The following is a 23,446-nucleotide window of genomic DNA, read 5'->3' on the forward strand; positions in this document are numbered from 1 at the left end:
GTTCCTGGGCGGAAAGCACCCCAATGTGGCATTGGGTGCATGTGACGCACCGAATGCCACATTGGGTGCATGTGACGCACCGAATGCCACATTGGGTGCGTGGGATGCACCCAATGCCACATTGGGGTCGCTACTTCCCGAACCCTGCCCGCCGAAGAGCGTCGGCCATGGAGCCGCTACCGCCGGAGTCGCGACGGCCGCCACCACCGCGTTGTTGCTGCTGCTGCGGGTTCCGCCGCTGCCCGCCGCCTTGCGCACGGTCCCGGTCCCGTCCACCGCCGCGGTTGCCCGCGCCCGGCTCGTCGTCCAGACGGAGCGTGAGGGAGATCCGCTTCCGGGGCACGTCGACGTCCAGGACCTTCACCTTCACGATGTCTCCCGGCTTCACGACGTCGCGCGGGTCCTTCACGAAGTTCTTCGACAGCGCCGACACGTGGGCCAGGCCGTCCTGGTGGACGCCGACGTCGATGAACGCGCCGAAGGCGGCCACGTTCGTCACCACGCCCTCCAGGCGCATGCCCGGCTTGAGATCCGAGATCTTGTCGACCCCCTCGGCGAACGTTGCCGTCTTGAATGCCGGACGCGGGTCGCGGCCCGGTTTTTCCAGTTCCGACAGGATGTCGGTGACCGTCGGGAGACCGAAGGTGTCGTCGACGAACTGGGTCGGCTTCAGTGCCTGCAGTGTGCGGGCGTTGCCGATCAGTTCGCGGATTCCGGCGCCGGTGTGGTCGAGGATCCGCCGCACCACCGGGTACGCCTCGGGGTGCACGCTGGACGCGTCGAGCGGGTCGTCGCCGTCCGGGATGCGCAGGAAGCCCGCGCACTGCTCGAATGCCTTCGGACCCAGCCGCGCGACGTCCTTGAGTGCCGTGCGGCTACGGAATGGCCCGTTGCCGTCGCGGTGCGCCACGATGTTCTCCGCCAGGGACGTCGTGATCCCCGAAACCCGCGTCAGCAGTGGCGCCGATGCGGTGTTCACGTCCACGCCGACCGCGTTCACGCAGTCCTCCACCACCGCGTCCAGCGAACGCGACAGCGACACCTCCGACAGGTCGTGCTGGTACTGCCCGACCCCGATCGACTTCGGGTCGATCTTCACCAGCTCCGCCAGCGGGTCCTGCAGCCGTCGCGCGATCGAGACCGCGCCGCGCAGCGACACGTCCATGCCCGGCAGTTCCTGCGAGGCGAACGCCGACGCCGAGTACACCGACGCACCCGCCTCCGACACCACCGCCTTGGTGAGCTTGAGCTCCGGGTGCTTCTTGATCAGTTCCTGCGCCAGCTTGTCGGTCTCCCGCGACGCGGTGCCGTTGCCGATCGAAATCAGGTCGACCTGGTGTTTCGCCGACAGCGCGGCCAGCTCGGCAATCGACTGGTCCCACTTGTTCGCGGGCTGGTGCGGGTAGATCACGTGCGTGTCGACGACCTTGCCGGTCGCGTCCACCACGGCCACCTTCACGCCGGTGCGGAAACCCGGGTCGAGACCCATCGTCGCGCGCGTGCCGGCGGGGGCGGCCAGCAGCAGGTCGCGCAGGTTCGCGGCGAACACGCGCACGGCGTCGTCCTCGGCCGACTGGCGCAACCGCATCCGCAGGTCGATGCCCAGGTGCAGGAGGATCTTCGTGCGCCACGCCCAGCGCACGGTGTCGCCGAGCCACTTGTCCGCCGGACGGCCCTGCTGCGAGACGCCGAACCGCGCGGCAATGCGCTGTTCGTACTCGGTCGGGCCGACCTGCGGTTCGTCGGAGGGCTCGGCGGCCTCCATCGACAGGTCCAGGATTTCTTCCTTCTCGCCGCGCAGCATGGCGAGGATCCGGTGCGAGGGGAGCTTCGTATAGGGCTCGGAGAAGTCGAAGTAGTCGGAGAACTTGGCGCCGTCGGTCTCCTTGCCGGCGCGGACCTTCGACGCGAGGTGCCCCTCGGTCCACATCTTCTCGCGCAGCTCGCCGATCAGGTCGGCGTCCTCGGCGAACCGCTCGACCAGGATCGAGCGGGCGCCGTCGAGGGCGGCCTGCGCGTCGGCGACGCCCTTGTCCGCGTCGACGAACACCGCGGCGGCCGCCTGCGGGTCGGTGGACGGGTCGCTCATCAGGCCGTCGGCCAGCGGCTCCAGCCCCGCCTCACGGGCGATCTGCGCCTTGGTCCGCCGCTTCGGCTTGTACGGCAGGTAGATGTCCTCCAGCCGCGACTTCGTGTCCGCGGCGAGGATCTGCGCCTCCAGCGCCTCGTCCAGCTTGCCCTGGCTCCGGATGGAATCGAGCACCGCGACCCGGCGCTCGTCCAGTTCCCGCAGGTAACGCAGCCGTTCCTCGAGGGTGCGCAGCTGCGCGTCGTCGAGCATCCCGGTGACTTCCTTGCGGTACCGGGCGATGAACGGCACCGTCGACCCCTCGTCGAGGAGGGTGACGGCGGCCTTGACCTGCCCTTCGCGGACCCCCAGTTCTCCGGCGATCCGCTGCTCGACCGACTCCACGCTCACTACCAGGCTCCTGCTCGTCTCGGCTTGCTCCCGAGCGTGCATTGTGCCGCTGCCGCCCCGGCGCGCTGCGGATGGCCCGCCGAAGCACCTCCGGAAGTTCCTTGACATCCGTATTGGTCTAGTCCATTTTGAGGTGATCTGGCTCACTCTCATCGTGGAGGTACGCCCGTGTCCCCAGATCGGTCCCCCCGGCGCAAGCCTGCGTTCTTTTCGCTATTGACCACCGTCGCACTCGCGCTCGGCGTCACGTTCGCCCTCGGCTCCGGCAGTGCCGCGGCCGCCAACATCCTCGCCAACCCCGGCTTCGAAAGCGGCTCGCTCGGCGGCTGGACCTGCACCGGCACCGCGTCGGTCGTCTCCACCCAGGCCCACGACGGCAGTCACGCGCTCAGCGCCGCACCGTCGTCGTCCGACACCGGCCAGTGTTCACAGCAGGTGAGCGTGCAGGCCAACACCACGTACCGGCTGTCCGCGTGGGTCCAGGGCAGCTACGTCTACCTGGGCGTTTCCGGTTCCGCCGAGCAGAGCACCTGGACGCCCGGCGGCACCGGCTGGCAGCAGCTGAGCCTCACGTTCACCACCGGCGCGTCCACCAGCCTCACCGTGTACCTGCACGGCTGGTACGCGCAGCCGGCCTACCTCGCCGACGACGTGAACCTCGTCGGCCCCGGCACCCCGCCGCCGACGACGTCCACCACGCCCACGACTCCGACGACCCCCACCACCACGACCAGCCCGCCACCCACCAAGAGCCTGCCGAAGCACGTGCTCACCGGGTACTGGCAGAACTTCGACAACGGCGCGAAGGTGCTGAAGCTGGCTGACGTGCCGACGACGTACAACGTCATCGCGGTCGCCTTCGCCGACGCCACCGGCACGCCCGGCGCGGTGAACTTCACCCTGGACCCGGGCCTGTCCTCGAAGCTCGGCGGCTACACCGACGCGCAGTTCCGCGCCGACATCAAGACCGTGCAGGCCCGCGGCCAGAAGGTGATCATTTCCGTCGGCGGCCAGAACGGCACCATCAGCGTGAACGACGGGAACTCGGCGACCAGCTTCGCCAACTCGGTCAAATCGCTGATCTCCACGTACGGCTTCGACGGCGTCGACATCGACCTCGAGAACGGCGTCAACCCCACGTACATGGGACAGGCGCTGCGCAGCATCCACGACGGCGGCGGCTCGGTGATCACGATGGCGCCGCAGACCATCGACATGCAGTCCACGCAGGGCGGTTATTTCCAGCTGGCGTCGAACGTCAAGGACATCCTCACCGTCGTCAACATGCAGTACTACAACTCGGGCACGATGCTCGGCTGCGACGGCAAGGTCTACGCACAGAGCACGGTCGACTTCCTGACGGCACTCGCGTGCATCCAGCTGCAGGGCGGGCTGCGCGCGGACCAGGTCGCGCTCGGGCTGCCGTCCTCGGGCTCGGCGGCAGGCGGCGGGTACCAGGCGCCGTCTAACGTCGTGTCGGCGATGAACTGCCTGGCCAAGGGGACGGGCTGCAGCTCGTTCAAGCCCTCGGCCACCTATCCGGACCTGCGGGGCGCGATGACCTGGTCGATCAACTGGGATGCGTCGAACGGGTACGGCTTCGCCAACACGGTGAGCGCCGGGCTGGCGACTCTGCCCTAAGCACGGCCTTGAGCACGCAGGAGGTAGTCGGCCGGGTCGAGCACCCTGGTCCGGCGGTCGTATTCGGTGACCAGCCCGGGCCAGTTGGTGCTCACCCGGCCGTCGGCCTGCCGGTACCAGCTGGTGCAGGCGCTCCACACGCTGTGCCCGAGCCGCGTCTGCACCTCGCGGTCGTAACGCTCCTCGACCTCCTGGCGCACTTCCAGCGACGACACTCCCGGCCGCGCAAGCTGCTCGACGGCCTGGCGGACGTAGCGTGCCTGCCGTTCGATCATGTAGATGATGGAGCCCGCGCCGAGGTTGGTGTTGGGGCCGTACACGCAGAACAGGTTCGGGAATCCCGGGATCGCCATGCCAAGGTACGCCCGCGCGCCGCCGCGCCAGGTCTCGGCGAGCGACCGGCCCTCGCGGCCGAGCACCTTGATCGGGCCGAGGAATTCGGTCGCTTTGAAGCCGGTGCCGTAGATCAGCACGTCGGCCTCGTGTTCCACGCCGTCCGCGGTCCGCACGCCGCGTGGGGTGATCTCGTCGATCCTGTCAGATTCGACGCTGACGTTCGGCTCCGCCAGCGCGGGGAGGTAGTCGTTGGTGAAGAGAATTCGCTTGCAGCCCAAGGGATAGTGCGGCTTGACCCGGTGGCGCAGCTTCCGGTCCTTCAGGTGGCGGCGGCGCAGCTGGGCGGTGCGCAGTTCGAATCCCTTGGCCAGCAATGGATGTCGCGTCATCGCGTAGGTCGCGTATTCGGCGAGCAGGAAGATGCGGGCCCGGCCGAACAGCTGGGTCGCGGGCAGACGCTGGAAGAGCAGCTTCTGCCAGGTCGCGTACCGGCCGTCGTGCTTGGCCATGATGTACGGCGCCGTGCGCTGGAAAACCGTGACGTGCGCGGCTGTCTTGCGGATCTCCGGCACGAACTGGATCGCGCTCGCGCCGGTGCCGATCACGGCGATCCGCTTGCCGGCCAGCGGGATGTCATGGTCCCACTCGGCGGAGTGGAAAGCCGCCCCGGCAAAGCTTTCCCGGCCCGGGATCGCAGGCAACGCGGGCCGCGACATCTGGCCGACGGCCGGGACGAAGACGTCTGCCTCGAACGTTTCGCCCTGCGCGGTCTCGACCCGCCAACGGCCATGGTCGAATGTCGCGGACGTGACCTCGCGGCCGTACCGGATGTGCGGCTCGATGCCGTACTTCGAAATCACCCGCTTGAGATACGCGTGGATGTCCGGCTGCATCGCGTACCGCTTGGGCCAGAACGGGTTGGGCTCGAAGGAGAACGAGTACAGCGGTGACGGGATGTCGCAGGCCGCGCCCGGGTACGTGTTCTCGCGCCACACGCCGCCCGGCTCGTGCGCCCGCTCCAGGAGCGTGACCTGGTGGAACCCGGCGCGCTTCAGCTCGATCGCGGTGCCGATGCCGCCGAACCCGGTGCCGACGATCAGCACCGAAGGCGTGCTCCCCGACGTATCCATGGCCTGACGCTACCCACTCACGAGGCGTACGTCGTGGGTCAAACCGGGATCGGACCAGGTCAGCAGCCGCCGTCCGGCGCTTTCCAGCGCAGCCGCGTCCCGCTTCGGCAGCCGCTCGAACGGCGTCATGACCAGCGTTGCCGACCCGCGGGCCGAGGTGGTCTCCCAGAGCCCCTTGACCTGACCGCCGACCAGCAGCGTGCCCTTGACCAGGCCGTTCTGCGTGATGACCCGCTTGCGATGGTTGTCGGAGATCACGCGCGTGCGGTCGGCGTAGGACAGCAGGGTCTGGTCGAACGGGCCCAGCAGGCGGGGCGGCGCGGGCGTGTCCTCGTCCGGCACGGTCGCCTCGGGCAGGTCGTACAGCGTGCGGCCGTTCGGGTCGCGGTACGTGCGCAGGTCCATCTTCTCCACCACCTCGGACAGCTTCGTGACGCCCGCCCAGGTCTGCATGTCCGCGACGGTCGCCGGGCCAAACGCGGCGAGGTACCGGCACACGAGCCCGGCCGCGGACGGATCGGCGACGGACACGCCGTCGAGCCAGTGGTCGGCGACCTGGTACGTCGGCTGCCCGGCCTTGCCCCACACCCCGCGCGGCGGGATCTGCACGAGCGGCAGCGCGGCGCGGGCCAGGAACATCAGCGACGCCGCCGGGGTGCCCGGATAATGCTCGGCCAGTGTTTTGCCCAGCTGATCGCTGGAATACGGGCGTTCCCGCAGCAGCTCGCGCACCGTTTTCGACACCGCGTCGTGGTCGATTTTCGACAACGGCTCGCGATGGTCGTTGTTGGCCGTGACGGCGCGGTCCATCACCGTCTGGACCAGCGGCCGCCAGGCGAGCGCGTCGGCGGCGGGGACGAGATGCACCGTGCCGCGCATGAGCACCATCCGCACCACGCTGCGGTCGAGCAGCAGCCGCGACAGATCGTCCGGCCGGAATCCCTGCAGACGGCACCACAGCGCGTAGTACGGCGGAAACGGCGCCTGCGCCTGCAGCCCGGCCAGGTGCGCGACAGCGTCGAGGACAGGCATTTTGGCGCGTCGGAGGAGGAGCTGCCGCTCGAGGGTCGCCCGGTTGAGAACGCGATGGGAAAGCTGCACCCGGTGAGGGTAACCGGCGACCCGGACAGTTTCCGTCCTCGACCGTTGCCCGCTGTTGTCCACCGTTGTCCACTGTGGACCATCTAGAGGCACAATCCCGCGACCAAGTGCGCAAAATCCTCGAAGGTTTCTCGCCCCGCGCGGCGGACCCGGCCACCATCCGGGCATGCGACGAGTGATCATCGGAGTTCTTGTTCTGGCCGGAGTAATCGCCACCGCACCGGCGGCGTCCGCGATCGTCGGCGGGCATCCCGTCGAGGACGCGCCGTGGGCGGCGATGGTGGAAAGCAACGGGGAACAGGCGTGCTCGGGGTCGATCATCGCACCCACGTGGGTGCTCACCGCAAAGCATTGCGTCGCGGCCGACGCCGTGCTGAGCGTCCGGGTGGGCAATGCCGAGCACCCCAGGGGAATCCCGGCGAAGGTCGTCCGCGCGGCGGCCGCCCCGACCGGCGACGACATCGTCCTCCTGCAGCTGGACCGGCCGGTCCGGACCTGCTACGCCAAGCTCGGCGAGAGTCCGAAAGTGGGCGCGACCGAGCAGGTGTACGGCTGGGGCTACGACGAATCCGGCAAGCTGCAGACCCGGCTCAAGGTCGCTTCGCTGACCATCACCTCGGCGAACTCCGGACTGATCCACGCCAAACGCGGCGACGGCCTGCCGCAGCCGGGTGATTCCGGCGCGCCGGTGTTCGTCGACGGCCTCCAGGTGGGCGTGCACTTCGGCAGCGCGGAGGACACGTCGACGGAGAGCAACGTGGCGAGCAGCCGGGCGTGGATCAGGGAGACGGCCGGCGTTTGACGGCCGGGTACGTGACTTCCAGGAGCTGCACGAGGGATTCGACGAGAAAGGTGCGTAGTTCGGTGCGTTCCAGGGTACCGCGGACGAGCCATTCCCGTGAGGCAGCGCGCAGCATTCCGCCGTATGCGCGGATCATGGCGCGCAGCTGGGGGTGTCCCTGCTCGGGGAGCAGCGCCGCGGCCAGTACCCGGTCGACGGCGATTTCGTCTGCCTCCAGCATGATCCGCTCGACGTCCGCGTCGTGCGCTGCCTCGATCACAGTGAGCCACGCGGCGCGGTGGCGTTCGACGACGTCGATCCAGCGGTCGATGCCGATCTCCAGGCGCAACCGCACCGGGCCGTCCGGCAGTGCCTCGACCACCGGTGCGGGCACGATCATCATCTGCCGTACCACTTCCAGGTACAGCTCGCGCTTGCCGCCGAAATAGTGGTTGATCAGCGGCCGAGCGACGCCCGCGGCCACCGCGATGTCCGAAGTGGACACTGTCGCGTAGCTGCCCGCGCCGAAACACCGCCGGGCCGCGGCGAGGATCTCGGCCCGGCGCGCGGCAGGGTCCAGCCTTCGCCGCGGTCCGCCCTCCATCCGGCCAGCCTTGCGGCGGAACGAGGTCGTTGTCAACAAGTTGTCGACCACCGGCTGCCGCGGTGGCCGGATGCCGTTACGCAACCGGAACAACTCACCGGTAACTTCCCCGGCCCCCTGCGCGACCCCACCAGCGGGGGACTGGGGCGAGCAGGAGCACGATGAACGGCACGGACCACGACCTGCAGCCACCCGGCCGCTGGGTCGGTGTGCGGCTGCAACACCGCCACGTCCGGATGGACGACCGGCGGTGCACGACCGCATGCCTGGGCGGCGATGCGCTTACGGTGTCTTATCCGGGGATTCTGATCAGCAGTTACGACCGCGGGGCACTGGTGGGGGAGCGGTGGATTCCGCTGGGGGCGGATCCGAGCGAGGAGGATGACGAGGTGCTGATCGAGCAGTTGCGGGTCGCGTTGCTGTGGCAGTCCGGGGATTGAGGATCGTTGCGGTGGGGGCACCCCGAAGCCGGAATTGTGACTACGGGCGGAGGGTGGTTGTCAAGGCGGGAAAGATGCCTTGACAACCACCCTCCGCCCGTGTTTTTGGCTTCGTATCGGGGTGCAGGGCAGGGTCTGGGTGCCCGGTCTCGCCGGGTGCGTCGGCTGCGGCGGGGTGGGTGGTGGGGGGAAATCCGTGAAGGTTCCCTTCACGGAATGTGGGGCTGTGAAGGGAACCTTGAGGGAATCTGAGTCCGTGATGGTGGCCTTCACGGAATGTAGGGCTGTGAAGGGAACCATGAGGGAATCTGAGTCCGTGAAGGTTCCCTTCACGGACTTCGGGGGTCAGGCGGTCAGGCGCGCAGGCCGTCGAAGGCCATTTTGCAGACTGCGTCTGCCAGTTCGTCCGGGGGTGAGCCGCGGCGGGGGCGGTACCACTCGATCAGTGAGTTCACGGTGCCGAACAGCAACCGGGCGGTGATGGCCGGGTCGATGTCCGGGCGGACGTCGCCTTCGGTTTCTGCTTGTTTCACCAGGTCTGTCACCAACAGGTCGAACTCGCGGCGGCGGGCGAGCGCGGCTCGTTCGGCTTTCGTGTTGCCGCGTACCCGAAGGAGCAGCGTCACGAAGGGCAACCGGTCGGCCAATACCACAACACTGCCTCGGACCAGGTGTTCCAAGCGGTCGATGGCGCGGCCGTCCAGGGCTTCCGTTTCCGCGGCGACCTCGAACAACCCGTCCAGTGCGCGGTCCACGGCCAGCCGCAGGAGTTCTTCCTTGCTCGGTACGTGGTGGTAGATCGCCGACTTCGTGATGCCCAGCTTGCGGGACAGGTCCTCCATGCTGGTTCCGTCGTAGCCGCGGTCGTTGAACAGCTTCACCGCGACCTGCAGCAGCGACTCCAGGTCGTAGCCGGGACGACCGCGCCGGGCCGGGGCCGTCGTCACGCGCGTTCGTCCACTACCCGGCGCATTTTGCCGACCGAGCGTTCCAGCGTGTCCGGGTCCACGACCTCCACCGACACACTCACCCCGACGCCGTCCTTCACCCCGGCTGCCACCGCCGATGCCGCCGTGGCGCGGGCGTCTGCCGTTGCGTCCGGGCGGGCTTCCACGCGCACCGTCAGGTGGTCCAGCCGGCCACGTGTGGACCGCACCAGCTGGAAATGCGGGCTCAGCGACGGCGTCCGCAGCACGATTTCCTCGATCTGTGTCGGGAACACGTTGACCCCGCGCAGGATGATCAGGTCGTCGCTGCGGCCGGTCACCTTTTCCATCCGCCGGAACGCCGGACGGGCGGTGCCGGGCAGCAGGCGGGTGAGGTCGCGGGTGCGGTAGCGGATGATCGGCAGCGCCTGCTTGGTCAGCGACGTGAACAGCAGTTCCCCGGACGAGCCCGCGGGCTGCACCTCTTCGGTGAACGGGTCGATCACCTCGGGGTAGAAGTGGTCTTCCCAGATGTGCAGGCCGTCCTTGGTCTCCACGCATTCCTGCGCCACCCCGGGACCCATCACCTCGGACAGGCCGTAGATGTCGACCGCGTCGATGGCGAACCGGTCTTCGATCTCGGTACGCATCTGCTCGGTCCACGGCTCCGCGCCGAAAATGCCGACCTTCAGCGAGCTGGCCCGCGGGTCCACGCCCTGGCGCTCGAACTCGTCGAGCAGCGTGAGCATGTACGACGGGGTGATCATGATGATCTCCGGCTTGAAGTCGGTGATCAGCTGTACCTGCCGGGCGGTCATGCCGCCGGACGCGGGAATCACCGTGCAGCCGAGCTTTTCCGCGCCGTAGTGCGCGCCGAGACCGCCGGTGAACAGGCCGTACCCATATGCCACGTGCACTTTGTGCCCGGGTCGCCCGCCTGCCGCGTGAATCGAGCGCGCCACGACGTTCGCCCACACGTCGAGGTCGTCCTCGGTGTACCCGACGACGGTCGGCTTGCCGGTGGTACCGCTCGACGCATGTACGCGGCGGACCTGGTCCTGCGGCACGGCGAACATGCCGAACGGGTAGCTGTCGCGCAGGTCGGCCTTGGTGGTGAAGGGGAACTTGGCGAGGTCACTCAACTCGCGGCAGTCGTCCGGGTGCACGCCTGCCTCGTCGAACTTCTTCCGGTACACCGGGACGTTCGTGTACGCGTGCCGCAGCGTCCACTGCAGGCGTTCCAGCTGGAGCGCGGCCAGCTCGTCGGCGCTCAGGTTCTCGGCGAGGTCTACGGTCTCGGCAATCACTGTGCTTCCCGGGTCTTCTCGATGACGCGGCTGCGGCCGCGGAATTCGGCGACGACCTCGGCGCCTTCGGGGGTCTCCCGGTGCACCGTGACGTCGTAGATGCCGTTGCGGCCGAAACGGGTGCGTTCGGCGGCAGTCGCGACGAGTTGGTCGCCGAGCTTCCCGGCCGCGACGAAGTTGATCTCCGCACCTGCGGCGACGGTGACCGGCCCATGCGTGTTGCAGGCCAGCGCGAAAGTGGTGTCGGCCAGTAGGAACACGTACCCGCCGTGGGCGATGTCGTGGCCGTTGACCATCGTCTCGGTGACCTTCATGGTGGCCACCGCGCGGCCGTCGCCTGCTTCGACGAGCTCGATGCCGAGCGCGCGGGACGCCTGGTCGGCGTCGAACATGGTGTGCGCGGCGTTACGGGTCACGCGCGGATCCCTCCGGAGTGTCACTTACTGACCGAACGGCCGGTTATCTCGGCTGCGCCAAGTAAAGGCCGCTCCCGAGGCGGTGTCAAGCAGAGGGGGCTTCCGATCAGCGGCGAGACCGGCTATCCTGCGAATTACTGAACGTCCGGTAGGTTATTCGGCGAGAGGGTCGGCATGGTTCTGCTCCGCAGCTTCGTCTCCGGGGAATGGCACACGGCGTCCGGCGACGGCGCCCCACTGCACGACGCGGCCACGGGGGAGGAGGTCGCCCGGATCTCGTCGGCGGGGCTCGACTTCGCCGGCGCGCTCGACTACGGCCGTCGCGTCGGTGGTCCGGCGCTGCGCAAGCTGACCTTCCACCAGCGGTCCGCGCTGCTGAAGGCGCTTGCCTCGCACCTGCGCGAGCACCGCGAAGAGCTGTACGCGCTGTCCGCGAAAACCGGTGCCACGCTGGGTGATTCGAAGTTTGACATCGACGGCGGCATCGGCGTGCTGTTCAGCTACGCCTCGAAGGGCAAGCGCGAACTGCCGAACGACACCGTGTACGTCGACGGTGCGGTGGAGCCGCTGAGCCGCGGCGGCACGTTCGTCGCGCAGCACATCGCCACTCCGCTGCACGGCGTCGCCATCCAGATCAACGCTTTCAACTTCCCGGTGTGGGGTCCGCTGGAGAAGTTCGCGCCCGCGTTCCTCGCCGGGGTGCCGAGCCTGATCAAACCGGCCAGCCAGACCGCGTACCTCACCGCGCGGCTGGTGGAGCTGATCGTCGAGTCCGGCATCCTGCCCGAGGGTGCGGTGCAGTTCATCGCGGGCAGTGTCGGCGACCTGCTCGACCACGTCACGGCGCAGGATCTCGTCTCGTTCACCGGTTCGGCGTCCACCGCGCAGAAGCTGCGCGCGCACCCGGCGATCGTGCGGAACTCCGTGCGGTTCAACGCCGAGGCCGACTCGCTGAACTGCTCGATCCTCGCCCCGGACGCGCGCCCGTCGACGCCGGAGTTCGACCTGTTCGTCAAGCAGCTGGTCACCGAGATGACGGTGAAGGCGGGCCAGAAGTGCACCGCGATCCGGCGGGCGTTCGTACCCGCCGAGATGCTGGACGACGTCGCTGCAGCGGCCAGTGCCCGGCTCGCCAAGGTCACGGTCGGCAACCCTGGTTCGGAAGGCGTCCGGATGGGTGCGCTGGCCAGCCTGGAGCAGCGCGAGGAAGTACGCCGGTCGCTGAAAGCCCTGCTCGACGCGGGCAGAATCGTCTTCGGCGACCCGGAGCACGTCGACGTCGTGGACGGCGACGAGGCCACCGGCGCGTTCATCTCGCCGGTGCTGCTGAAGGCCGACCCGGAGCGGGCGGAGCCGCACGAGGTCGAGGCGTTCGGGCCGGTGTCCACGCTCATGCCGTACACGTCGATCGAGCAGGTCATCGAGCTGGCCGCGCGCGGCGGAGGCAGCCTGGCGGGCTCGATCGTGACGGGTGACCCGGAGTTCGCGCGCCAGGTCGCGCTGGGCGTCGCGCCGTACCACGGACGGCTGCTGGTGCTGGATACCGACGACGCGAAGGAGTCCACCGGACACGGTTCGCCGATGCCGCAGCTTGTGCACGGCGGTCCCGGTCGTGCGGGCGGTGGCGAGGAGATGGGCGGTATCCGCGGCGTGCTGCACCACATGCAGCGCACGGCCGTACAGGGCAGCCCGAAGGTGCTCGGCGCTGTCACCGGCCGGTGGGTCGGTGGCGGTCCGCAGATCGAAGGCGAACACCCGTTCCGCAAGTCGCTGGCGGAGCTGCGCGTCGGTGACACTGTGGTGGCCGGTCCGCGTACGGTCACGCGCGCAGACATCGACCACTTCGCCGAGTTCACCGGTGACACCTTCTACGCGCACACCGACGAGGCAGCTGCGGCGGCGAACCCGCTGTTCGGCGGCATCGTGGCGCACGGCTACCTGGTCCTGTCGTTCGCCGCGGGCCTGTTCGTGTCGCCCGAGCCGGGCCCGGTGCTCGCCAACTACGGCCTCGAAAACCTGCGCTTCCTCACGCCGGTGAAGGCCGACGACGCACTCACTGTCACGTTGACGGCCAAGCAGATCACGCCGCGGATCGACCAGGAGTACGGCGAGGTCCGCTGGGACGCCGACGTCACCAACCAGGACGGCGAGTCCGTCGCCAAGTACGACGTGCTCACTCTCGTCGCGAAGGAGCAGCCGTGACCGCTGTAGCCGAACCTGACCTCGAAGCCCACTTCGAGCACACCATCGAACGAGACCAGCGCGTCGAACCGCGTGACTGGGTACCCGAGGGCTACCGCAAGACGATGATCCGCCAGATCGCGCAGCACGCGCATTCGGAGATCATCGGCATGCAGCCCGAGGGCAACTGGATCACCCGCGCGCCTTCGTTGCGGCGTAAGGCGATCCTGCTCGCGAAGGTGCAGGACGAAGCCGGGCACGGGCTGTACCTGTACTCCGCGGCGGCCACGCTCGGCGCGGACCGGGCGGACCTCACCGACAAGCTCATCACCGGCAAGCAGAAGTACTCGTCGATCTTCAACTACCCGACGCTGACCTTCGCTGACGTCGGCGTCATCGGCTGGCTGGTGGACGGTGCGGCGATCTGCAACCAGGTGCCGCTGTGCCGGTCGTCGTACGGGCCGTACGCGCGGGCGATGATCCGGATCTGCAAGGAAGAGTCCTTCCACCAGCGGCAGGGCTACGAGCTGCTGATGACCATGATGCGCGGCACTGAGCAGCAGCAACAGATGGTGCAGGAGGCGGTGAACCGCTGGTGGTGGCCGTCGCTGATGATGTTCGGCCCGCCGGATGCGGATTCGCCGAACACCGCGCAGTCGATGGCGTGGAAGGTCAAGCGGCACACCAACGACGAGCTGCGGCAGCGGTTTGTCGACATGTCGGTGCCGCAGGCCGAGGCGCTCGGCGTGACGTTCCCGGACCCGGAGCTGCGCTGGAACGCGTCGCGGGAGCACTACGACTTCGGCGCGGTCGACTGGGACGAGTTCAAGAACGTGCTGAAGGGCAACGGTCCGTGCAACGCGGACCGGATCGCCCACCGGCGGCGTGCGCATGACGACGGCGCCTGGGTACGCGAGGCGGCGATGGCGCACGCGGTGAAGAAGGAGGTTGCGGCATGAAGCACGACTGGCCGCTGTACGAGGTATTCGTGCGCGGGAAGCGCGGTCTGAACCACGTCCACGTGGGCTCGCTGCACGCGGCGGACAACGAGATGGCGCTGCACCACGCGCGCGATCTGTACACGCGCCGCAACGAAGGTGTGTCGATCTGGGTCGTGCGCGCGTCGGACATCACTGCTTCGTCGCCGGACGAGAAGGATCCGTTCTTCGCGCCCAGCGGCGACAAGGTGTACCGGCACCCGACGTTCTACGACATCCCCGACAACGTTCCCCACATGTGAGGTCTTGGGATGTCTTTTGACAACGTCTACGAAGCCATCACCGAGGACAACGACGCGCGCTGGGCGTTCGGCACCGGGTTCGCCGACCCGCTGTCCGGAGTGGACACCTCGGTACCGTCCGGAGTGGACGGTGCGCAGCTGGCCGCGTACTGCCTCATGCTCGGCGACGACGCGCTGATCTTCTCCCACCGGCTGCAGGAATGGTGCACCAACGCTCCCGAGCTGGAGGACGAGGTCGCGATCGCGAACATCGGCCTCGACCTGCTGGGTCAGGCCCGGTTGCTGCTCGCGCGGGCGGGCAAGGCCGACGGCACCGATCGCTCCGAGGACACGTTGGCTTTCCTGCGCGCGGAAAACGAGTTCCGCAACGTCCGGCTGGCCGAACTCGGCAGTGCGCACTTCGGTCACCTCATCGCGCAGCTGTTCGTGTTTTCGACCTGGCGGCTGGCGTTGTTCCAGCAGCTGGAGTCCAGTGTGGACCCGGTACTGGCGGCGATCGCGGCCAAGGGCGTGAAGGAATTGGCCTACCATCGCGATTACGCTGCCCAGTGGCTGGTCCGCCTTGGCGACGGCACGCCGCTGTCGCACGAGCGGATGGCCGAGGGTCTCACCGCGGTGTGGCCGTACGTGGAGGAATTGTTCACCACGCATCCGTCCGAACTGGCCGATGCTGCTTCTTTGCGGCCGGAGTTCGATGCAGTGGTGGACCAGGCGCTTGCCGCGGCCACTTTGGACCGCCCGGAAACCGGTGCTATCGCTGGAGTTTCCGGCCGGACCGGCCGCGACGGTGTCCACACTGAACAGATGGGCTTCCTGCTGGCGGAATTGCAGAGTGTGGCCCGCGCGATGCCCGGAGCGACCTGGTGACCGCCGCCGCAGTGGCTTCGACCGTCACCGATCCCGAGCTGCCCATGCTGACGCTCGCGGATCTGGGTGTACTGCGCGAAGTGTCCGAAGAGGATGGACGGGTAACCGTGGCGATCACCCCCACGTACACCGGCTGCCCGGCCATGGACACCATGCGCGACGACCTGGAGCACGCACTGCGCGACGCCGGGTATGTCGAAATTGACATCCGCACAGTGCTGGAACCGGCATGGACGTCGGACTGGATCAGCGAAACCGGCCGCCGCAAACTGGCCGAAGCCGGAATCGCGCCCCCGGGTTCCGCGCCGCGGCGGGCAGCCGGGCCGATCCCGCTCACCCTGGGCCCACCCGCGAGCCGAGTCGCCTGCCCGCACTGCGGTTCCCTCGACACTGAAGAACAGTCCCGATTCAGCGCGACCGCGTGCAAGGCGTTGCGACGCTGCCGCTCCTGCCTGGAGCCGTTCGAACACGTCAAGGAGATCTAGTGACTGCCACCGTTTCCCGCCGCACCGGGTTCCACCCGCTGCAAGTGGCCGACGTAGAACGACTCTGCGACGACGCCGTGGCCGTCACCTTCGACGTACCGTCCGAACTGGACACGGTGTATGCCTTCGCCCCCGGCCAATCACTAACCTTACGCCGGGTGGTAGACGGCCGTGACGAGCGTCGTTCCTACTCGATTTGCGCTGCGGTGGGCGAAAAACCCCGCGTAGGCGTACGCCTCGTCCCAGACGGCATCTTCTCCACGTGGCTGGTCAACGAAGTCCGCCCCGGCGATACCGTAGAAGTCTCCGCCCCCACTGGTTCGTTTACCCCGGACCTCGCCGCAGGTGGCCACCACGTCCTGATCGCCGCAGGTTCAGGAATCACGCCAGTACTGTCGATCGCGGCTTCGCTGCTGGCCACTCCCAACGCGACGGTCACCGTTCTTTATGGAAACCGCCGAACCGACACGGTAATGTTCGCCGACGAGCTGGCCGACCTGAAAGACCGTTACCCAGCAAGGCTGGAACTGATACACGTACTGTCGCGCGAACCACGCGAGGCCGAGCTGTTCACCGGCCGCCTGGACGCAGACAAGCTACGCGCTCTGTTCGATTCCCTTGTCCCAGTGGACGAAGTAGACCACTTCTGGCTGTGCGGCCCCTTCGCCATGGTCACCACCGCGCAAGAACTGCTGTCGGCACTGGGCGTTCCCGCTTCGCACGTCCACCAAGAACTGTTCTATGTGGACGATGTACCGCCAGAACCGGTAAAGCATGTAGACCCAGCAGTAGCAGGCGCGTCGTCAGAGGTCACGCTGATCCTGGACAGCCGCTCGACAACCATGAATCTTCCGAGGGAATCCTCAGTGCTGGACGGCGCACAACGCTTCCGCCCAGACCTACCGTTCGCCTGCAAGGGCGGCGTCTGCGGCACCTGCCGCGCGAAAGTAACCGAAGGCAAGGTAGACATGCGCCGCAACTTCGCCTTGGAAAAGTCCGAAGTGGACGCAGGCTTCGTCCTGACCTGTCAATCCCATCCGGTTTCGGAACGGGTAACAGTAGACTTCGACGCCTAGCCACCCACGCCTCTTACCGATGACGCCCCCGGCGCCGCGGTGTCTCACCTTCCCCGGAAGCCCGCCGCACCGCCGACGGCCGCAACCGGCTGTACCCCCGCACCGAAACCGCGCGCCGCGCCCGAACCTCGAACTGCGGCAAGGATTCCAACTCCACCGCCAGCGCCCGATCCACCAGCACCGTCCCCGGCCTCGCAACAGACGTAAGCCGCGCAGCGAGATTCACCACCGACCCGTAGACATCCCCGAACCGGGACAACACCCGCCCGAACGCCAGTCCCGCCCGCACCGGAGGCAACTCCTCCCCGGCCCGCTCCGCCAGCGTCAGCGCAATCTCCGCCCCATCCGCAGGCGAGTCCGCGACGAAGAACACCTCGTCCCCGATCATCTTCACCACCCGCCCGTGATGCTCGGCGATCACCTCGGTGGCAAGCGACTCGAACCCGTCGAGGACCTGACTCAAGACGTCCTCGTCGACCTCCCGGGTCAGCCGCGTGTACCCGACCATGTCCACGAACCCGACGACCTGCGCCCGAGTCTCCAAATCCTCGTCGGGACTCGCAAACGCCCGGCCGGCATAAGCGGCGAGATGCCTCCGCCACACATAGTTCTGCACCCGCTCCAGCTCCGGCAGCAACCGCTCGACAAGCCGGGTGACCTGCCGGTCGCTACGGGCCAGCTCCGGGTTCTCCGTGATCAGCTGCCACAGCATGTGCACCTGCCACTCGGCCAGCCGCGACAGATGCTGGCCGAGCGCACGCGTCACAGCGACCTCGAGACCGGGTGCCACGAGCCCGGAGCTGACGAGGCCGTCGGCAATGCGCATGGCCTCGACGTCCGCGTCGGTGAACACGACCTCGTCGTCCTCGACGGTGGCGAACCCGAGCGCGCGCCACAGCCGCCGCGAGCGCTCCTCGGGTACGCCGGCGCGGTCGGCCACGTCGAACCGGGTGTAGCGGCGGGGCCCGCCGAGCAGCGCGCGTTCGAGCCGCTGCTGCAGGTCGCGGGAGGATTCGGGCACGTCAGGTGGTGTGCACGATGAGCACGTCGACGCCCGATTTGCGGGCCACCTCCGACGGCACCGAGCCGAGAATCCGCCCGGCGAGCGTGTTGAGTCCGCGGTTGCCGACGACGAGCAGGTCGGCCTTGCGCTCGTGCACGACCTTCCGCAGCGTTTCGACCGGTTCGCCCTCGATCGCGACCGTCTCGATCGAGGCGGCACCGACCTTGGCCGCACGGTCACGCGCGCTCTGCAGCGAGTCCTCCGCAGGAGCGGACCCGACGACCTGGTAAGCCTCGTCGCCGAGCTCGTCCTGCGCCCGCTCGACGTCCTGACGGCTGGCCGGGTGATACGCACACACGACGACCAGCGTCGCCCCTGCGTCGGCAGCCACCCCGGCAGCCCGGTCCACCGCGGCGAACGACGAGTCGGACCCGTCCGTGCCCACCACCACGGTCCGATAGACAGCCATCCACAACCTCCCGGCGCTAGGTCAGCGGGGCGGCGCGGCCCCTACGCGGGGGAAGGTTACTCGCCAGTCGGTTTCCCCGCCGGACGCGGCTGAGGCTGCGGCTTGGGCACGTTGGAGGTCCGAAGCCGGACAGTCTGCTCGACGTCGGGCTGCGGCGCAGCCTTCCCGCTCGCTGCCGGGGCTGCTTTGGCTCCCTGACCAGCCGCGGGGCTACTCTGCGCGCCTTGCTTGGCTGCGGTCGGGCCGCCTTGCTGGGCGCCGGGCTTGCCGCTGCTTGGCTGGACGCCGCCACTCTGCGATGCACCCGCCGGGGTGCCACCACTTTGCGACGAGCCTGCCGCGCTTTGGCCGGGTCCGGTTGCGCCAGGCTTGCCGCCGCCCTGACCTGCGTTCGCCGTGTTGCCGCCTTGCCGGGCGCTCGCGGCACCGCCACCCTGGGTCGCGTTCGCCGCATTGCCGCCCTGGCCGGGTCCGGTTGCGCCGGGCTTGCCGCTGCTTTGTGGCACACCCGCCGCGTTGCCGCCCTGGCCGGGTCCGGTTGGGCCGGTCTTGCCGCCGCCCTGGCCTGCCGCGCCTTGGTCGGCAGCCTTGCCGCTCTGCCCGGACCCGGAACCACCCGAACCACCCGGCTTCGCCCCCGTGCCGTTGGCCGACTCCACCGCCGCCTTGATGTCCGCCGGAACCGCCACCTCGGTCTCCCCGAGCACGTGCTGTGCCTCCGCCAGCACCGTGCGTGCCGATCGGACCTGCTCGGCCAAGCTGGCGCGCACCGTGCGCAACGCCTCGACCCGCTCGTTCGCCTGCGTGATCCGCCGGTTGGACTCGTCGGTGGCCGTCCGGACCCGGCGGCGGGCCTCGTCGGCAGCCTCGGCCAGGCGGGCGTTCGCCTCGGTGATCGAGTCCTGCCGTCGCTTGTTCGCGTCGGCCACCGACTCGCGCTGGCGGCGGTCGATGTCGGCCTTCGCGGCGGTCTCCTCCTCGAGCACCTTCGCGCGGATCGCGGCGGCGTCCTCGGCCGCCTCGCGGACCCGGCGTTCGGCCTCGGCCTTGCTGGCCGCTTCCTGCTCGGCCAGTACCCGCATCGCCTCGGCGCGGCGGGTCGCCATGGCGATCTCGAAGTCTTCCTCGACCTGCGTGCGGCGGGCCTCGGACTCCGCGTCCAGCTTCTGCCGCTCGGCCTCGGCCTCGTCGGTGATCCGCTTGGCCTCGGCGCGCGCGTCCTCGAGTACCTTGCGGTGCTCGGCTTCCATTTCCTTGCGGCGCAGGTCCAATTCGGTGAGCAGCTGCTCGTACCGCGCCCGCATGGCGCTCGCGTCGGTCTCCGCCTTGGCGCGGATGTGCCCGGCCTCGGCCTCGGCGCGGGCGCGTGTGTCGGCGGCCTCGTCCTGCGCCAGCCGCAGCATCCGCTGCAGGCGCTCGGACAGCCCTTCGACACTCGTCGGCGGCTGCGCGAGCCGGTCGACCTGCCCGCGCAGGTCGGCGATCTCCCCGCGGGCCACCTCGAGCTGACGGGCCAGATCGCCGGACTGCGCGATGGCGGCATCACGGTCGGCGGTGAGCATCTTGAGGTCGCCGTCCAGCCGTTCCAGGTGCTCGTCGACCTGGGCGCGGCTGTAGCCACGCTTCGCCACGTCGAAGCCGGCTCCCAGCGGCACCAGTTCCCGTTCCTCGCCAAGGCTCATGCGCCCTACCGTAGCCGCTTCGGCGTCACGGACGGGTGAGTACCCACGGGGTCCGGCCGCCCGTGCGCCGAGCGGCCGGACCGGAGAGGCAGATGGTCTGGTCCGCAAGCAACCTCAGGCGCCCCGGAAGGCATTGATCCCGTCGAGGTGCTTGGCCCGCAGCTCTTCGTCACGCACGCCGAGACCCTCCTCCGGCGCCAGCGCGAGCACGCCGACCTTGCCCTGGTGCGCATTGCGGTGCACGTCGAGCGCGGCCTGCCCGGTCTCTTCGAGCGAGTACGTCTTAGACAGCGTCGGGTGGATCAACCCCTTGGCGATCAGCCGGTTCGCCTCCCACGACTCCCGGTAGTTCGCGAAGTGCGAGCCGATGATCCGCTTGAGGTTCATCCACAGGTACCGGTTGTCGTACTGATGCATGTACCCGGAAGTCGATGCGCAGGTGACGATCGTGCCGCCCTTGCGCGCGGCGTACACCGAAGCGCCGAACGTCTCCCGGCCCGGGTGCTCGAACACGATGTCCGGGTCCTCCCCGCCGGTCAGCTCCCGGATTTTCGCACCGAACCGCTGCCATTCCTTCGGATCCTGCTCGTTTTCGTTCTTCCAGAAGCGATATCCCTCGGCGGTACGGTCGATGATCAGTTCCGCGCCGAGCTTGCGGCAGATCTCGGCCTTCTCCGGGCTGGACACCACGCACACCGGAATCGCGCCGCCGTTGAGCGCGTACTGCGTCGCGTACGAGCCGAGCCCGCCCGAAGCGCCCCAGATGAGCACGACGTCGCCCTGCTTCATGTCCGCGCCGTTGCGTGAGACCAGCTGCCGGTAGGCGGTGGAGTTGACCAGCCCGGGTGACGCCGCCTCTTCCCAGGTGAGATGACCCGGCTTCGGCATCAGCTGGTTGGCCTTGACCAGCGCGATCTCGGCCAGCCCGCCGAAGTTCGTCTCGAAGCCCCAGATCCGCTGCTCGGTGTCGAGCATCGTGTCGTTGTGCCCGTCCGGGCCTTCCAGCTCGACGTTGAGGCAGTGCGCGACGACCTCGTCGCCGGGCTTCCAGTTGTGCACCCCGGCCCCGGTGCGCAGCACGACGCCGGACAGGTCGGAGCCGACCACGTGGTACGGCAGGTCGTGCCGTTTGGCCAGCGGCGAGACCTTGCCGTAGCGCTCGAGGAACTTGAACGTCGGGATCGGCTCGAAAATCGACGTCCAGACGGTGTTGTAGTTGATCGCACTGGCCATCACGGCCACCAGCGCCTCGCCCGGCCCGAGCTCGGGGGTCGGCACGTCGTCGACGTGCAGCGAGCGGCGCGGGTCCTTCTCGGCGCTGGGCAGGCCTTCGAACAGGCCGACCTCGTCGGCATGCACCGTGACGCCGCGGTAGCTGGCGGGTACCGGCAGCGAGGCGAGGGCGTCGTGGTGACCACCCAGAATCGCCTGCCGGATCTCGTCGATCTGCGTCATCGGAAACCTCCACGGAGTCGTTCGCGGCGTGGCGGAAAGATTTACTCGACGGTAACCGGTGGCACCACCTTACGAGACGGAAATCTCCCGCACGAACTGTGACGCACAGATCTTGACCGGCCGGCCAACCAAGGCGCACAGTGGAAAGCGGGAAATCTCCCTGAACGGCTCTTTTCCGGCGGAGGTGAGCACGAATGAGTGAAGTCTCGACGCGCGCCTGGACACGGCCCTATGACTGGGCCGAGGTAGTCATCGGTGTTGTCGCCGCTCTTTCACCCCTTTGGCTGAGCACGAACACCACGATGGTGTGGACGATGGTGGTCCTCGGTGCGCTGATCGCCATCGACGGCCTGGTGTCGCTCGCGGCACCGAGCATGGTCTACGGCGAGGGCGTCCAGATCATCCTGGGTGCGCTGCTCTTCATTGCCCCGTGGGTGATGGGGTACACGGAGTTCAACGGGGCGTCGTGGACGTCCTGGGTCGCCGGTGCGCTGACGATCATCGCCGGCGCGGCCGCGATGCCGGAGGCCAACGCCGCCCACCGGACGGCGGGGCAGCACTGACGGCGCGGCCCTCGCGAGGAAGGTGACCATGACCGACGACTCGGCGAAAGAACGCATCCTGTGCGCGGCGGAGGAGCTGTTCGCCGAGTCCGGCTTCGAGGCGACCCCGACGTCCCGCATCGCGGAGCGCGCCGGGGTCCCGAAGGGCCTGGTCCACTACTACTTCCGCCGCAAGTCCGACCTGCTGGCCGCACTCGTGGACCGGCTGCCGGACGAACGCATCGAACCCGCCACGGTCGTCGTCCCCGGCGACCTGGCGGGCTCGCTGCGCGGCCTGGTGGTCGAGCTCGACCGGAGGTTCACCGGGTCGCTCGGGCTGTCCCACCTGCTCTGGCGCGAGGCCGACACCCACCACGTGGTACGCGACGCACTGGCCGACCGGTTCCAGCAGCTGGTCCGCCTGGTGCGGTCGGTGATCGTGGCGGCCACCGGCGGACGGCTGGCCGGCCCGGACATCGACAACGCCTCGGGCCTGGTCGCCCGCGCGGTCACCCACCGGCATGCGACGGCCCGCCATTCGGGCGACGACCGCCCGGCCGAGTTCGACGGTGAGCTGACCTTCGTGGCGAACGCTCTTTCGGCGCGGGTGCCCAAACCTGCCCCACCCACCTGACGCCCCACCCACACCACCCGCACCACCCCAATGCCACATTCGCTGCATGTGACGCACCCAATGTGGCGTTGGGTGCGTGGGATGCAGCGAATGTGGCGTTGGGTGCATCTGACGCACCCAATGCCACATTGGGGCGATGTCGGCGAGTCAGTGCGCAGCGGCGGCGGGTTCCACCAGTTCCACCAGTACCCCGCCGGCGTCCTTGGGGTGCACGAAGTTCACCCGGCTGTTCGACGTCCCGCGCTTCGCCGCGTCGTACAGCAGCCGCAGGCCCTGTGCCCGCAGCGCGGCCGCCGCAGCGTCCACATCGGACACTCGAAGCGCCAGCTGCTGCAGGCCCGGCCCGTTGCGGCCGATGAACTTCGCGATCGTCGAGTCCTCGCGCGACGGGGCCAGCAGCTGGATCATCGTCTCGGTACCCGCGGTGCCGGGCGCCCGCAGCATCGCCTCGCGCACGCCCTGCTCGTCGTTCACCTCCTCGTGCGCGACCTCCAGGCCGAAGTGGTCCCGGTGGAACGCGATGGCCGCGTCGAGGTCGGGCACGGCGATGCCGACGTGGTCGATCGCGGTCACGAACGGCTTGAGCACGGCTGCGCTGGTGTCGGTGGTCATACCGGGCAGGATAGGCGCCACCGGGCCTGCCGGAACCCC

The 23,446-nt window shown here is 68.6% G+C and carries 22 protein-coding genes and 1 pseudogene; 11 read left to right on the plus strand and 12 right to left on the minus strand.

Going from position 1 to position 23,446, the window contains the following annotated elements; all coding sequences use genetic code 11:
- Window positions 1-130: 130 nt before the first annotated feature.
- A complete protein-coding gene (locus tag OO71_RS22760) occupies window positions 131-2,521 on the minus strand; it encodes a Tex family protein (RefSeq protein WP_169776559.1) in 2,391 nt (796 codons plus the stop codon).
- 126 nt (window positions 2,522-2,647) lie between these two features.
- On the opposite strand from OO71_RS22760, the gene OO71_RS22765 reads away from it, so the two are divergent.
- Window positions 2,648-4,120, plus strand: a complete 1,473-nt coding sequence (locus OO71_RS22765; RefSeq protein WP_033291896.1) for a chitinase — start codon at window positions 2,648-2,650, stop codon at window positions 4,118-4,120.
- Here the strand turns inward: OO71_RS22765 and OO71_RS22770 are convergent.
- Together OO71_RS22770 and OO71_RS22775 are read right to left on the minus strand one after the other, a co-directional pair.
- Complete coding sequence (locus tag OO71_RS22770) at window positions 4,117-5,586, minus strand: flavin-containing monooxygenase (protein ID WP_033291897.1); 1,470 nt, start codon at window positions 5,584-5,586, stop codon at window positions 4,117-4,119. The genes OO71_RS22765 and OO71_RS22770 overlap by 4 nt on opposite strands.
- 9 nt (window positions 5,587-5,595) lie before the next feature.
- On the minus strand, window positions 5,596-6,687 hold the full coding sequence (locus OO71_RS22775) for a winged helix DNA-binding domain-containing protein (RefSeq protein ID WP_033291898.1): 1,092 nt from the start codon (window positions 6,685-6,687) through the stop codon (window positions 5,596-5,598).
- Between the two features lie 166 nt (window positions 6,688-6,853).
- Between OO71_RS22775 and OO71_RS22780 the strand changes: the two genes are divergently transcribed.
- On the plus strand, window positions 6,854-7,489 hold the full coding sequence (locus OO71_RS22780) for a S1 family peptidase (protein ID WP_033291899.1): 636 nt from the start codon (window positions 6,854-6,856) through the stop codon (window positions 7,487-7,489).
- Here the strand turns inward: OO71_RS22780 and OO71_RS22785 are convergent.
- Complete coding sequence (locus OO71_RS22785) at window positions 7,467-8,072, minus strand: TetR/AcrR family transcriptional regulator (protein WP_033292007.1); 606 nt, start codon at window positions 8,070-8,072, stop codon at window positions 7,467-7,469. The two genes, OO71_RS22780 and OO71_RS22785, sit on opposite strands and share 23 nt — an antisense overlap.
- 161 nt (window positions 8,073-8,233) lie before the next feature.
- Between OO71_RS22785 and OO71_RS22790 the strand changes: the two genes are divergently transcribed.
- Window positions 8,234-8,512, plus strand: coding sequence for a hypothetical protein (locus tag OO71_RS22790; RefSeq protein ID WP_033291900.1), 279 nt, complete (start codon window positions 8,234-8,236; stop codon window positions 8,510-8,512).
- A 353-nt stretch (window positions 8,513-8,865) separates the two neighbouring features.
- Here OO71_RS22790 and OO71_RS22795 read toward each other — a convergent pair whose 3' ends face one another.
- The 3 genes from OO71_RS22795 to paaI are packed head-to-tail and all read right to left on the minus strand — an operon-like array spanning window position 8,866 to window position 11,137.
- Window positions 8,866-9,459, minus strand: a complete 594-nt coding sequence (locus OO71_RS22795) for a TetR/AcrR family transcriptional regulator (protein ID WP_033291901.1) — start codon at window positions 9,457-9,459, stop codon at window positions 8,866-8,868.
- Entirely contained in the window at window positions 9,456-10,745 is a 1,290-nt protein-coding gene (gene paaK / locus OO71_RS22800) for a phenylacetate--CoA ligase PaaK (RefSeq protein ID WP_211260590.1), read from the minus strand. The genes OO71_RS22795 and paaK overlap by 4 nt, the downstream gene beginning before the upstream one ends.
- On the minus strand, window positions 10,742-11,137 hold the full coding sequence (gene paaI, locus OO71_RS22805; protein WP_033292009.1) for a hydroxyphenylacetyl-CoA thioesterase PaaI: 396 nt from the start codon (window positions 11,135-11,137) through the stop codon (window positions 10,742-10,744). Before paaI ends, paaK begins: the two co-directional genes overlap by 4 nt.
- 198 nt (window positions 11,138-11,335) lie before the next feature.
- On the opposite strand from paaI, the gene paaZ reads away from it, so the two are divergent.
- The 6 genes from paaZ to paaE are packed head-to-tail and all read left to right on the plus strand — an operon-like array spanning window position 11,336 to window position 17,010.
- The gene (gene paaZ / locus OO71_RS22810; RefSeq protein ID WP_033291902.1) at window positions 11,336-13,363 is read left to right on the plus strand and encodes a phenylacetic acid degradation bifunctional protein PaaZ; all 2,028 of its coding nucleotides are present in this window, start codon (window positions 11,336-11,338) and stop codon (window positions 13,361-13,363) included.
- Window positions 13,360-14,301 carry a 1,2-phenylacetyl-CoA epoxidase subunit PaaA gene (gene paaA, locus OO71_RS22815; RefSeq protein WP_033291903.1) on the plus strand — a complete coding sequence of 314 codons (942 nt, stop codon included), beginning with the start codon at window positions 13,360-13,362 and terminating at the stop codon, window positions 14,299-14,301. Before paaZ ends, paaA begins: the two co-directional genes overlap by 4 nt.
- The gene (paaB, locus tag OO71_RS22820; RefSeq protein ID WP_033291904.1) at window positions 14,298-14,582 is read left to right on the plus strand and encodes a 1,2-phenylacetyl-CoA epoxidase subunit PaaB; all 285 of its coding nucleotides are present in this window, start codon (window positions 14,298-14,300) and stop codon (window positions 14,580-14,582) included. The genes paaA and paaB overlap by 4 nt, the downstream gene beginning before the upstream one ends.
- Window positions 14,583-14,591: 9 nt before the next feature.
- Entirely contained in the window at window positions 14,592-15,449 is an 858-nt protein-coding gene (gene paaC / locus OO71_RS22825) for a 1,2-phenylacetyl-CoA epoxidase subunit PaaC (RefSeq protein WP_033291905.1), read from the plus strand.
- The gene (gene paaD, locus OO71_RS22830) at window positions 15,443-15,934 is read left to right on the plus strand and encodes a 1,2-phenylacetyl-CoA epoxidase subunit PaaD (protein ID WP_033291906.1); all 492 of its coding nucleotides are present in this window, start codon (window positions 15,443-15,445) and stop codon (window positions 15,932-15,934) included. The genes paaC and paaD overlap by 7 nt, the downstream gene beginning before the upstream one ends.
- The gene (gene paaE / locus OO71_RS22835) at window positions 15,934-17,010 is read left to right on the plus strand and encodes a 1,2-phenylacetyl-CoA epoxidase subunit PaaE (protein WP_033291907.1); all 1,077 of its coding nucleotides are present in this window, start codon (window positions 15,934-15,936) and stop codon (window positions 17,008-17,010) included. Before paaD ends, paaE begins: the two co-directional genes overlap by 1 nt.
- A 13-nt stretch (window positions 17,011-17,023) precedes the next feature.
- Here the strand turns inward: paaE and OO71_RS22840 are convergent, their stop codons facing one another.
- The 4 genes and pseudogenes from OO71_RS22840 to ccrA form a co-directional block, all read right to left on the minus strand.
- Complete coding sequence (locus tag OO71_RS22840; protein ID WP_051791976.1) at window positions 17,024-18,031, minus strand: adenylate/guanylate cyclase domain-containing protein; 1,008 nt, start codon at window positions 18,029-18,031, stop codon at window positions 17,024-17,026.
- 1 nt (window position 18,032) lies between these two features.
- Window positions 18,033-18,482: a universal stress protein gene (locus tag OO71_RS22845; protein WP_033291908.1), complete on the minus strand. Its 450-nt coding sequence runs from the start codon at window positions 18,480-18,482 to the stop codon at window positions 18,033-18,035.
- Between the two features lie 650 nt (window positions 18,483-19,132).
- A pseudogene (locus OO71_RS50290) lies at window positions 19,133-20,137 on the minus strand (chromosome segregation protein); the annotation flags it as partial.
- Between the two features lie 141 nt (window positions 20,138-20,278).
- Complete coding sequence (ccrA, locus tag OO71_RS22855) at window positions 20,279-21,619, minus strand: crotonyl-CoA carboxylase/reductase (RefSeq protein ID WP_033291909.1); 1,341 nt, start codon at window positions 21,617-21,619, stop codon at window positions 20,279-20,281.
- A gap of 194 nt (window positions 21,620-21,813) precedes the next feature.
- On the opposite strand from ccrA, the gene OO71_RS22860 reads away from it, so the two are divergent.
- Together OO71_RS22860 and OO71_RS22865 are read left to right on the plus strand one after the other, a co-directional pair.
- Complete coding sequence (locus OO71_RS22860) at window positions 21,814-22,182, plus strand: SPW repeat domain-containing protein (protein ID WP_051791980.1); 369 nt, start codon at window positions 21,814-21,816, stop codon at window positions 22,180-22,182.
- A 28-nt stretch (window positions 22,183-22,210) separates the two neighbouring features.
- On the plus strand, window positions 22,211-22,795 hold the full coding sequence (locus tag OO71_RS22865) for a TetR/AcrR family transcriptional regulator (RefSeq protein ID WP_033291910.1): 585 nt from the start codon (window positions 22,211-22,213) through the stop codon (window positions 22,793-22,795).
- 147 nt (window positions 22,796-22,942) lie between these two features.
- On the opposite strand, the gene mce is transcribed toward OO71_RS22865, so the two are convergent.
- A complete protein-coding gene (gene mce / locus OO71_RS22870) occupies window positions 22,943-23,407 on the minus strand; it encodes a methylmalonyl-CoA epimerase (RefSeq protein ID WP_033291911.1) in 465 nt (154 codons plus the stop codon).
- Window positions 23,408-23,446 lie beyond the last annotated feature (39 nt).

The organism is Amycolatopsis jejuensis, assembly GCF_000717335.1.
GTDB classification, from domain to species: domain Bacteria; phylum Actinomycetota; class Actinomycetes; order Mycobacteriales; family Pseudonocardiaceae; genus Amycolatopsis; species Amycolatopsis jejuensis.